Source organism: Kitasatospora sp. NPDC059747, from assembly GCF_042732955.1.
Lineage (GTDB): Bacteria > Actinomycetota > Actinomycetes > Streptomycetales > Streptomycetaceae > Kitasatospora.
Window position 1 is genome coordinate 32,798 of sequence record NZ_JBHWGV010000008.1, and the last position, 12,059, is coordinate 44,856.

The window sequence follows — 12,059 nt, forward strand, 5'->3', positions numbered from 1 at the left end:
TCGGCCGGGGCCGAGCGGGGGCGCGGCCGTACGGCTCAGCGCTTGGCGGCGGCGCGTTGGTAGGCGCGGCCTGCGAGCGGGATGACGATGGCCAGGAGTACGCCCATCACGATCGTGGCGGCGAGGATCGGGTGGTCGGACGGGAAGGCGCCGTCCGACGCGCCGCGGTCGTTGCCGAAGAGGTCGCGGGCGGCCGACACCACCGCGCTGACCGGGTTCCACTCCACGACGACCCGCATCCAGCCGGGCAGGCCCTGCGGCGGGACGAACGCGTTCGACAGGAACGCCAGCGGCATCATCACGACGCCCGCCAGCGCGCTCACCGCCTCCGGGCTGCGCAGCGAGAGGCCGACCAGCGCGCCCACCCACGACATCACGAAGCCCATCAGCAGCAGCAGCCCGAAGCCGGCCAGTGTCTGCAGGATGCCGTTGTGCGCCCGCCAGCCGATGAGGTAGCCGACCAGCGCCATGATCGCGGAGGTCCACGAGACGAGCACGAGGTCCGCGACGGTGCGGCCGAGGAGGACCGACGAGCGCGAGATGGGGAGGGCGCGGAAGCGGTCCACCAGACCGTTGTTGAGGTCCTCGACCACCCCGACCGCCGTGGTGGTCAGGTTGGCCAGCATCACCTGGGCGAAGATGCCCGCCATGATGTATTCCTTGTAGCCCCCCTGCCCCGGCACCTGCATCGCGCTGCCGAACAGGTACCCGAAGACCAGGACGAACGCCACCGGCATGACGGTGATGCCCAGGAGCTGCTCCGGCATCCGCCGGATGTGCCGCATCTGGCGGCCCGCGAGCGCGAACGTGTCGCTGAACACCTCGGTCATGCTGTCTGCAACTCCTTGGACTGGGCGGGGGCGGCAGCGGGCTCCGCGCCCTGCTTGCCGGTGAGGGCGAGGAAGACGTCGTCCAGCGAGGACCGGCGGACGGCGAAGTCCTGCGGCTCGATGCCGAGTTGCTGCAAGCCCTGGGCGGCGGCGGCGATGGTGGTCACCCCGCCGCTCATCGGCACGGACACCGTCCGGGCGTCCTCGTCCACGCTCGGTTCGCCGGAGGCGAGCCCGGCCAGGACCCGGGTGGCGTCGGCGAGGTCCGCGGCCGTGGCCAGCGACACCTCCAGGCGCTCGCCGCCGACCTTGCGCTTGAGCTCGTCCGGGGTGCCGTCGGCGATCACGACGCCCTTGTCGATGACCACGATCGAGTCGGCGAGCTGGTCGGCCTCCTCCAGGTACTGGGTGGTGAGGAGGACGGTCACGCCGTTGCGGACCTGTTCGTTGATCATGTCCCAGAGCGCGAGCCGGCTGGTCAGGTCGAGCCCGGTGGTCGGCTCGTCCAGGAACAGCACCGGCGGCGCGGCGACCAGGCTCGCGGCCAGGTCGAGGCGCCGGCGCATGCCGCCCGAGTACGTCTTCGCCGGGCGCCCGGCCGCGGCCGTCAGGTCGAACTTCTCCAGCAGCTCGTCGGCCCTGGCCTTGGCGCCGCGCCGGCCGAGGCGCAGCAGGCGGCCGATCAGCTGGAGGTTCTCGCGGCCGGTGAGCCGCTCGTCGACGGCCGCGTACTGGCCGGTGAGGCCGACGTTCGCGCGGATCTGCTTGGCCTGGGTGTGCAGGTCGAAGCCGGCGATGGTGGCCCGCCCCTCGTCCGGCGCGAGCAGGGTGGTGAGGATGCGCACGGTGGTGGTCTTGCCGGCGCCGTTGGGGCCGAGCACGCCGAGGATGGTGCCGGCCGGCACCTCCAGGTCGATGCCGTCGAGCGCCTGGTGGTCGCCGTAACGCTTGCGGAGGCCCTCCGCCGAGATCGCCGTTTCCATGACGGCTCCTTTGCTGTGTGAGGTGGTCAGTTGACGGAGGTCAGCCGGGCGAGCAGGACGCGGCCGATCTCGGCCGCCGGCTCCGGCTGGAGCAGGTGGCCGTGGTGCGCGTGCACCGGGTGGGTGGTGATGCGGCCGGCCACGTGCGGCCGCCAGGCCGCCGCGGAGGCCGCGATCCGCGCCTCGGGGTCGTCGGTGCCGACCGTCGAGACGAACAGCAGCAGCTCGCCGTCGAAGCGGCGCGGCCGGTAGCCGTCGCTCAGCGCGTGGTTGTTGACGCCGACCTTCACGAAGGCGGTGATGTGCTGCTCCGAGAGGCTGCCGAGCGCGCTGTCCCGGCCGCGGATCAGCTCCATCGCCCGCTGGTGGTCCAGGGGGCGGGAGCGGATCTCGTCGAGGTCGTAGCCGACGAAGTCGAGCAGCGTCTCCAGGACGTCCCGTTCGGTGGGCTTGGTGTAGCCCTCGTCGGTCGTCCAGGACTCGTCGAACGGGGTCTGGTCGAGGTTGGCGAGCAGCGCGACCTCGGCGCCCTGCTCGACGAGCAGGGTGGCCACCTCGTGCGCGACCAGCCCGCCGAAGGACCAGCCGACCAGGTGGTACGGCCCCTCGGGCTGCACCGCGCGGATCTGCTCGACGTAGTCCGCGGCCATCTCCTCGACGCTGGTCGCGATGCGGGCGTCCCTGCCGTCCAGGCCGCGGGCCTGGAGGCCGTAGACCGGGTACTCGGCGGAGATGTGCCTGAGGAGCGACGAGTACGGCCAGCTGAGGCCGCCGGCGCCGTGCACGCAGAACAGCGGGTGGCGGTCGCCGCCGGTGCGCAGCGGCAGCAGCACCTCGAAGCCGTCGCCGTCCTGGCCGGTGCCGAGCTTCTCGGCGAGGCGGGCGACGGTCGGCGTCTCGAAGATGCCCCGGTTGCCGAGCTTCACGCCGAGGACGGACCGGATCCGGCTGACCAGCTGGATGGAGGTGATGCTGTCGCCGCCCAGCTCGAAGAAGCTGTCGTCGATGCCCACCCGGTCCACTTTCAGGACCTCGGCGAACAGGCCGCACAGCACCTCCTCCTGCGCCGAGCGCGGGCCGCGCGCAGTGGTCGCCGACTCGGTTGCGGGGGCCGGGAGTTGCTTGCGGTCGAGCTTGCCGTTGACGCTCAGTGGGAGGGCGTCGAGGGTGACGAAGGCGGACGGGACCATGTAGTCGGGCAGGGCGGCGGCGAGGTGGGCGCGGAGGGCTTCGGTGTCGAGGGTGCCGGGGGTGGTCGGGACGATGTAGGCGACGAGGCGCTTGAGGCCGGGCTGGTCTTCGCGGACGACGACCGTGCTTCGGGCGACGGCTGCTTGGCGGGTCAACACGGTTTCGATTTCGCCGAGTTCGATGCGGAAGCCGCGGATTTTGACTTGGTCGTCGGTGCGGCCGAGGTAGTCGAGGTGTCCGTCGGGGGTCCAGCGGGCGAGGTCGCCGGTGCGGTACATGCGGGTGCCAGCGGGGCCGTACGGGTTGGCGGTGAAGCGTTCGGCGGTGAGGGCGGGGCGGCCCAGGTAGCCGCGGGCGAGGCCGTGGCCGGCGAGGTAGAGCTCACCCGTGACACCCGGGGGAACGGGCCGGAGGTGTTCGTCGAGGATCAGCGTGCGCGTGTTCGGGATGGGGGTGCCGATCGTGGGCACACCCGTGCCTGGAGCGAGCGGTGTGGAGATGGTGGCGGCGACGGTGGATTCGGTGGGGCCGTAGGCGTTGGTCATGCGGCGGCCGGGGGCCCAGCGGTCGACGAGTTCGGCGGAGGTGGCGTCGCCGCCGACGATGAGGCTGCGGAAGTGGGGGAAGTCCCCAGCGGGGACGCTGGCGAGGGCTGCCGGGGGGATCAAGGAATGCGTGACGCGCTCGCTCGTCAGGACGTCGGCGAGGACGTCTCCGGCGAGGGGACCGGCGGGCGGGACGATGAGGGTGGCGCCGGCGGCGAAGGTCATGACGAGTTCCAACACGGAGGCGTCGAAGCTCGGTGAGGCGAACTGGAGGACGCGGCTGTCGGGGGTGACGTCGAAGCGCTGGAGTTCGGCGGTGGCGAAGGCGGCGATGCCGGTGTGGGTGACGACGACGCCCTTGGGGCGGCCGGTGGAGCCGGAGGTGTAGATCAGGTACGCCGGGTTGGCCTGGTCGACTGGGACACCGGGACGCTCTGCCGATTCCTTCGAGACGGAGGGGAGTTCGCGTAGGACGAGTGCCGGCTTCGCGTCATCGAGCATGTAGCTGATGCGGTCGCTCGGGTAGTCGGGGTCGATCGGCAGGTACGCCGCCCCGGCCTTCAGCACGCCGAGCTGGGCGATGACGATGTCGACGGATCGCGGCAGCAGTAGCGCGACGATGCTCTCCGCCCCGACGCCCTGGCCGTGCAGCCAGTGGGCGAGCCGGTTGGCTCGCTCCTCCACCTCGGCGTACGTGAGGACGAGCTCGCCACTCGCGATCGCGGGCGCCGAGGGCGTGGCGTCGACAGCGGCCTCGAAGAGCCCGTGGAAGGTGGCCGGGGCCAATTCCCGATCGATGCCCGCCCATTCGCCGAGGACGAGCCCGCGCTCGTCCTCGGTCAGGACGTCGATGTCACCGACCCGGACCGACGGGTCCGTCGCGACGGCCTCCAGTACCGCGACGAGCCGCGCGCCCAACGCCTCCGCCGTCGCCCGGTCGAAGAGGTCGACGGCGTACTCGACACTCCCCGCCAGCCCCTCCGCCGACTCCGCGAGCTGGAAGGTCAGGTCGAACTTGGCCGCGTCGAACGTCGCCTCGTGCGGCGCCGCCCGCACCCCCGCGAGGTCGAGCGTCGCCGCGCCGGTGTTCTGGAACGCGAGCATGACCTGGAACAGCGGGTGCCGGGCCATCGAGCGCTCGGGGTTGAGGATCTCGACGAGGCGCTCGAACGGCACGTCCTGGTTGGCGTACGCCGCGAGGTCCGTCTCCCGTACGCGGCGCAGCAGTTCGCGGAAGCTCGGCCGCCCCGAGAGGTCGTTGCGCAGGACGAGCGTGTTGACGAAGAAGCCGACGAGGTCGTCGAGCGACTCGTCCGTCCGTCCGGCGATGACGCTGCCGAGCGGGATGTCGTCGCCGCCGCCGAGGCGGTGCAGCAGCGTGGCGAGTGCGGCCTGGACGACCATGAAGAGGCTGGTGCCCGTCTCCTTGGCCAGCGCCGCGAGGTGACCATGAACCGAGGAAGGGACCGTGAACGTGACGGTGTCCCCGCGGTAGCTCGTCCGGGCCGGGCGGGGCCGGTCGGTGGGCAGCGGGAGTTCCTCGGGCAGTCCGGCGAGTGCCGTGCGCCAGTAGTCGACCTGCCGGTTGAGCTCGCCGGCCGGGTCGTGCTCGTCGCCGAGGACCTCGGCCTGCCACAGTGTGTAGTCGGCGTACTGGACCGGCAGCGGCGTGAACTCCGGTGCGGTGCCGCCCAGTCGGGCCGCGTACGCCACCGACAGGTCGCGGGCCAGCGGCGCCATCGACCAGCCGTCCGCCGCGATGTGGTGCACGACCACCAGCAGCACGTGTTCCTCGTCCGAGACGATGAACAGTCCGGCCCGCAGAGGCAGTTCGCGCGCCAGGTCGAAGCCGCGCCCGGCCTCCGCCGCGACCGCCTCGGCGCTGTACGGCGCGCGGAGCAGCTCCGGCCGGGCCGCGTCGGCGGGCAGGATCAGCTGCTGCGGCCGCCCGTCGGCGTCGGGGAAGACGGTCCGCAGGCTCTCGTGCCGCGCAGTGACGTCGGCGAGGGCCGCCTCAAGAGCCGACGGGACGACCGGCCCGGTGAGGCGGACGGCGATCGGCAGGTTGTAGGTCGCGCCGGGGCCCTCGAAGCGGTCGAGGAACCAGAGCCGCCGCTGGGCGGCGGACAGCGGCACGGGCTCGGGCCGCACCCGGGCGGTCAGCGCCGGGCGGGTGCTCGCGGCGTCGCCGAGGCGTTCGGCGAGGGCGGCCGGGGTCGGTGCCTCGAACAGGGCGCGGACGGGGAGTTCGGCGCCGAGCCGGGCGCGGACCCGGCCGGCGACCCGCACGGCGAGCAGCGAGTGGCCGCCGAGGTCGAAGAAGCCGTCGTCGATCGAGACGCTCTCCAGCCCGAGGACCTCGGCGTAGATCGCGCACAGCGCCTTCTCCTGCGCGGTGCGCGGCGCCCGGCCGGTGCCGGCGGCGCGCGGGCCGGGGGCGGGCAGGGCGGCGCGGTCGAGCTTGCCGTTGACGGTGCGCGGGAGGCGGTCGAGCGGGACGATCGCGGCCGGGACCATGTAGTCGGGCAGCCGCTCGCCGAGCACGCGGCGCAGCTCCTCGGCGGCGGGCACGGCGCGCCCGGCGGCGGGGACGGCGTAGCCGACCAGCTCGCGGATGCCGGGGCGGTCCTCGCGGACGACGACGGCCGCGACGGCGACGTCGGGGTGGGCCTCGATGGCGGCGGTGACCTCGCCGAGCTCGATCCGGAAGCCGCGCACCTTGACCTGGTCGTCGGCCCGGCCGAGGCAGTCGAGGCGGCCGTCGCGGGTCCAGCGGGCGAGGTCGCCGGTGCGGTACATGCGGGAGCCGGCCGGGCCGTACGGGTCGGCGGTGAAGCGTTCGGCGGTGAGGCCGGGGCGGCCGAGGTAGCCGCGCGCGAGTCCGGCCCCGGCCAGGTACAGCTCGCCGGGCACGCCGGGGGCGACCGGGCGCAGGGCCGCGTCCAGGACGTACGCCCGGTAGTTGTCGAGCGGGCGGCCGATCAGCACCCGGCCGGCGTCGGTGATCCGCTGGCCGACGGCGTCGACGGTGGTCTCGGTGGGCCCGTACAGGTTGTAGGTCACCACGCCGTCGATCCCGGCGAGTTCGGCGCGCAGCGCCTCGCCGAGCGCCTCGCCGCCGAGGGCGACGACCAGCGGGCGGGCGGATCCGTCGGTGGTGAGGCCGAGTTCGTGGAGCTGCTGGTAGTGGCCGGGGGTGGTGTCGAAGTGGTCGATGCCGCCGACCCGGCGCGCGTAGGCGGCGAGCGCGGCGGGGTCGTGCCGGGCCTCGTCGTCGATCAGGTGCAGTTCGTGGCCGCGCAGCAGCCACAGCAGCGGGTCGATCGCGGCGTCGAAGGAGAACGACGCGGCCAGCGCGGCCTTGAGCCGGCGCCCGCCGGTCGAGGCGATCTCGCGGGCGTAGAGGCGCTCGAAGTGGTCGTGGTAGAGGTTGACGACGCTGCGGTGCTGCACGGTGACGCCCTTGGGGCGGCCGGTGGAGCCGGAGGTGTAGATGACGTACGCGGCGTTGTCGGGGCGCGGGGCGCCGGAGCGCTCGGCGGCGGTGAGCGGGGCGGCGGACCACCGGGCGTCGTCCCGGACGGCCAGCACCTCGGCGGGGTCGGCGAGTTCGGCGACCGGGCGGGCGTCGTCGGTCATGTAGGCGATGCGGTCGGCCGGGTAGTCGCGGTCGACCGGCAGGTAGACGGCGCCCGCCTTCATGACCGCGAGCAGCGCGACGACGTGCTCGGCGCAGCGCGGCAGCCGCACGGCGACGACCTGCTCGGGCCGGACGCCGTCGGCGACGAGCCGGCGGGCCAGCCGGTTGGCCCAGGCGTCGAGTTCGGCGAAGGTGAGCGCGGTGTCCCGGAAGACCAGGGCGGTGGCGTCGGGGGTGCGGGCGGCGGCCGCCTCGAAGAGGCCGGGGACGGTGCCGGTGGGGTGGTCGCTCGCGGTGTCGTTCCACTCGACGAGGACGCGCCGGCGCTCGTCCGCGGTGAGCAGGTCGAGGGCGGAGAGCGGCCGGTCCGGGTCGGCGACCAGCGCGGCGAGCAGCCGCACGAAGCGGTCGGCGAGGTCCTGGGCGGTCTCCCGGTCGAACAGGTCGGTGGCGTACTCGACGCCGCCCGCGAGGCCGTCCGGCGTGCCGTCGGCGGTGAAGCGCTCGGCGAGCACGAGGGACAGGTCGAAGTTGGACATCCGCAGGCCGACCGGCTGGGACGTGGTGCGCAGCCCGTCCAGGTCGAGGCTCGCCTCGGCGGTGTTCTGGAAGGAGAGCATGACCTGGAACAGCGGGTGGCGGGCCAGCGAGCGGCCCGGGTTGAGCACCTCGACGAGCTGCTCGAACGGGACGTCCTGGTGGGCGTAGGCGGCCAGCGAGACCTCGCGGACGCGGTCGAGCAGCTCGCGGAAGGTCGGGTCGCCGGAGGTGTCGGTGCGCAGCACGAGGGTGTTGACGAAGAAGCCGACGAGCTCGTCGAGCGCCTGGTCGGTGCGGCCGGCCACCGGGGTGCCGAGCGGGACGTCCTCGCCCGCGCCGAGGCGGGTGAGCAGGGCGGCGAGCGCGGCCTGGGCGGCCATGAAGACGCTCGCGCGGTGGCCCTGGGCGAGGACGGCGAGCGCGCGGTGGACGTCCGCGGGCACGGTGAGCCCGACGGTGCCGCCGCGGTGGGTCATCTCGGGCGGGCGGGGGCGGTCGGTGGGCAGGGCCAGCTCCTCGGGGAGGCCGGCCAGGGTGGTGCGCCAGTGCTCGATCTGGCGGGCGAGTTCGCCGCCGGCGGTGTGCTCGTCGCCGAGCACCTCCTGGTGCCACAGCGTGTAGTCGGCGTACTGGACGGGCAGCGGCTGCCAGTCCGGCGCGGTGCCGCCGCGGCGGGCGCGGTAGGCGGTGGAGAGGTCGCGCGCGAGCGGGGCCATCGACCAGCCGTCGGCCGCGATGTGGTGGATCACGAGCAGCAGCACGTACTCGGTGCCGTCGAGGGCGAACAGGCGGGCGCGGAGCGGGATCTCGCGGGTGAGGTCGAAGTCCCGGGCGGCGGTGGCGGCGAGCGCCCGGGGCAGCTCCTCCTCGGTGACGCCGACGACCGGGACGGCCGGCGCGGCCTCGGCGGGGGCGAGGACGTGCTGGCGGGGGTCGCCGTCGGTGTCCGGGAAGACGGTCCGCAGGCTCTCGTGCCGGGCGACGACGTCGGCGAGGGCCGCGCGCAGCGCCGGGACGTGCAGCTCGCCGGAGATGCGGATCGCCATCGGCAGGTTGTAGGTGCCGCCGGCGTCCTCGAACCGGCCGAGGAACCAGAGCCGCCGCTGGGCGGGGGAGAGCGGGACGGTGGCGGGCCGCGGGCGGGCGGTGAGCGCCTGGCGGGCGCGGTCGGCGCCGCCGACCCGCTCGGCGAGGGCGGCCACGGTCGGCGCCTCGAAGAGGGCCCGGACGGGCAGTTCGACGTCGAGCTCGGCGCGGATCCGGCTGATCAGGCGGGTGGCGAGGAGCGAGTGGCCGCCGAGGGCGAAGAAGTCGTCGTCGGCGCCGACGTCGGGTAGTCCGAGGACTTCGGCGAAGAGGGTGGCGAGGAGTTTCTCGCGTTCGGTGGCGGGTGCCCGGCCGGGTGCGCGGTCGGCGAAGTCGGGGGCGGGGAGGGCCTTGCGGTCGAGCTTGCCGTTGGTGTTGAGGGGCAGGGCGTCCAGCAGGACGATCGTGGCGGGGACCATGTAGTCGGGCAGGTCGGCGGCGATGTGGGCCAGCAGGGCGGCCGGGTCCGGGGTAGCCCCGGCGGCGGGGACGACGTAGCCGACCAGCAGTTTGACGCCGGGGCGGTCTTCGCGGAGGACGACGGCGGCGCGGGTGACGCTGTCGTGTTTGACGAGGACGGATTCGATTTCGCCGAGTTCGATTCGGAAGCCGCGGACCTTGACCTGGAAGTCGGTGCGGCCGAGGTAGTCGATGGTGCCGTCGGGGGTCCAGCGGGCGAGGTCGCCGGTGCGGTACATGCGGGTGCCGGGGGTGCCGTGGGGGTCGGCGGTGAAGCGTTCGGCGGTGAGGGCGGGGCGGCTGAGGTAGCCGCGGGCGAGGCCGGTGCCGGCGAGGTAGAGCTCGCCGGGGGTGCCTTCGGGGACGGGGCGCAGGGCCGAGTCGAGGATGTAGGCGCGGGTGTTGAGCATCGGGCGGCCGATGGAGGGGCTGGCCGTGGTGCCGTCCAGGACGGCGGTGGTGGACCAGATGGTGGTCTCGGTGGGCCCGTAGACATTCAGGACGGACTGCCCGGTGGCGGCCATGGCCTGGGCCAGGGCACCGGGCACGGCCTCGCCGCCGACGAGCATGCGCAGGCCGGCCAGGGCATCCGGGACGTCGGCGGTCAGGCTCTGCCAGAGGGAGGGGGTGGCTTGGAGGACGGTGGCGTCGGTCTTGGTGATGAGGGCGGCGAGGGCTTCGGGGTCGAGGACCTCGTCCTTGCTCGCCACCACCACGGCGGCGCCGTTGAGGAGGGGGAGGTAGAGCTCCAGGGCGGCGATGTCGAAGGAGACGGTGGTGACGGCGATCAGGCGGTCGGTGCCGTCCATCGGCACCCGTGCCGACATGTCGGTGAGGAAGTTGTCGAGCGCGGCGCGGGGGATGACGACGCCCTTGGGCCGGCCGGTGGAGCCCGAGGTGTAGATCACGTAGGCGGGGGTGCGGCCATCGTGCTGAAGCCGGAGCGGTTCGGCGGACTGGGCGGTGAGCTGCTCCCGCACTGCCGCATCGTCGAGCAGCAGCGTCGGCGTGCCGGGCAGGCCCTCCGCCGTGGCCCGGGTGGTGAGCAGGAGCGAGGGCCGGGCGTCCTCCAGGACGTAGCCGAGGCGCTCGGCGGGGTGCTGGGGGTCGAGCGGGACGTAGCCGGCGCCGGACTTCTGGATGGCGAGCAGCGCGACGAGCAGGTCCGCGGTGCGCGGCAGGGCGACGGCGACGTAGCCCTCCGCCCCGGCGCCGCGCTCGACGAGCAGGCGGGCCAACCGGCTGGAGCGGGAGTCGAGTTCCGCGTAGCTGAGCCGCTCATCGCCGCTGATGACGGCGGTGGCGTCCGGCGTCGCCGCGACCTGCCGGGCGAAGCGCCCGAGCAGCGGCTCCAGCACCGGCACCGCCTCCGCCGAACCGGCCCACGCGTCGAGCACCCGGGTCCCGTCCGACAACCGCAGCCGCCCGACGGGAAGTTCGGCCGCCGAAGCCGCCTCGCCGAGCAGGCGCAGCAGCGCGGCGGCGAGCCCGTCGACCCGCTCCTGCGAGAGCAGGTCGGGCCGGTGCGCGAGGTCCAGCGCCAGCGTGCCGCCGAGGCCGACGGTGAGGCTCAGCGGGTAGTGGGTGCCCTCGTGGTTGCGGCCGTCGACGACGCCGAGGCCGCCCGCCGAGCGGCGCAGGCCCTCGGTGTCCACCGGGTAGTTCTCGAACACGAGCAGGGTGTCGAAAAGTTCGCCGTGCCCGGCGGTGCGCAGCACGTCGCTGAGGCCGAGGTACTGGTGGTCCATGAGCCCGGCCTGCTGGTCCTGGAGGCGCTCCAGCAGGGCGCCGAAGGTCTCGGCCGGGTCGAGGGCCACGCGCACCGGCAGGGTGTTGATGAACAGGCCGACCATCGACTCGATGCCCGCGACCTGTGGCGGACGGCCCGAGACCGTCCCGCCGAAGACCACGTCGTCGCGGCCGGTGAGCCGCCCGAGGACGATCGCCCAGGCCGCCTGCACGACGGTGTTGACGGTGACGCCGCGCTCGCGGGCCCAGCGGACCAGGGCGGCGGTCTGCGCCGTCGGCAGCTCCGCCCGGGTGGCCACCGGGACGACCGGTGCGCGGGACGGGTCGGGGGCGGCGAGCAGCGTCGGCTCCTCCAGCCCGCCGAGTACCTCCCGCCAGGCGGCCTCGGCGGTGGCGCGGTCCTGGGCGGCCACCCAGGTGAGGTAGTCGCGGTAGGGAGCGACGGGCGGCAGCGCGCGCTCGTCGGAGCCGCGCCGCAGCAGCCCGTACAGCTCGAAGAGTTCGCCGATGACCGTCGCCCGGGACCAGCCGTCGACCAGGATGTGGTGCACGGTGACGAGGAACCGGTGCCGGTCCGCGCCCTGGGAGACCAGGGTGAAGCGGATCAGCGGCGGGCGGGCGAGGTCGAAGCGGCGGGCGCGGTCCTCGGCCGCGACGGCCTCGGCGGCGTGCGCCCACGCGCCGGATGGTCGGCCGGTGAGGTCGACGACGGTGAAGTCCGGGGCGACCTCGAACGGGATCAGCTGGACCGGCTCGCCGTTCTTGCGGTACCGGAACGCGGCCCGCAGGCCGGCGTGCCGGCGCAGCAGGGCGGCGCAGGCGCCGCGCAGCGCGTCGGTGTCCAGCTCGCCCTCGATGTCCAGCGCGAGCTGCATCGTGTAGACGTCCGGGCCCTGGGTGTCGTAGCGGGCGTGGAACAGCAGGCCCTGCTGGAGCGGAGAGAGCGGCAGGATGCTCTCGATGCGTGGCTTGGCCTTGGTCGTCGCCGCCATCGGCGCCGCCGTGGTCGCTGCCGTGGTCGCTGCCTTGGTCATGT

At 74.0% G+C, this 12,059-nt stretch carries 3 protein-coding genes; all 3 read right to left on the reverse strand.

The annotated features are described in order from the left end of the window. Positions 1-35 precede the first annotated feature (35 nt). From ACFV4G_RS05585 to ACFV4G_RS05595, 3 genes are read right to left on the reverse strand one after another with little or no spacing between them, the layout of a single operon-like run. Positions 36-830, reverse strand: coding sequence for an ABC transporter permease (locus tag ACFV4G_RS05585; RefSeq protein WP_380436779.1), 795 nt, complete (start codon positions 828-830; stop codon positions 36-38). Continuing rightward, the gene (locus ACFV4G_RS05590; RefSeq protein ID WP_380436781.1) at positions 827-1,813 is read right to left on the reverse strand and encodes an ATP-binding cassette domain-containing protein; all 987 of its coding nucleotides are present in this window, start codon (positions 1,811-1,813) and stop codon (positions 827-829) included. The genes ACFV4G_RS05585 and ACFV4G_RS05590 overlap by 4 nt, the downstream gene beginning before the upstream one ends. Positions 1,814-1,839: 26 nt before the next feature. Beyond that, positions 1,840-12,057, reverse strand: a complete 10,218-nt coding sequence (locus ACFV4G_RS05595; protein WP_380436783.1) for an amino acid adenylation domain-containing protein — start codon at positions 12,055-12,057, stop codon at positions 1,840-1,842. Between the last annotated feature and the right edge of the window lie 2 nt (positions 12,058-12,059).

Bases quoted from the DNA above. Each gene is read 5' to 3' on its own strand.
- ACFV4G_RS05595 (WP_380436783.1), bottom strand. From the start codon at position 12,057: ATGACCAAGGCAGCGACCACGGCAGCGACCACGGCGGCGCCGATGGCG.
- ACFV4G_RS05585 (WP_380436779.1), bottom strand. From the start codon at position 830: ATGACCGAGGTGTTCAGCGACACGTTCGCGCTCGCGGGCCGCCAGATG.
- ACFV4G_RS05590 (WP_380436781.1), bottom strand. From the start codon at position 1,813: ATGGAAACGGCGATCTCGGCGGAGGGCCTCCGCAAGCGTTACGGCGAC.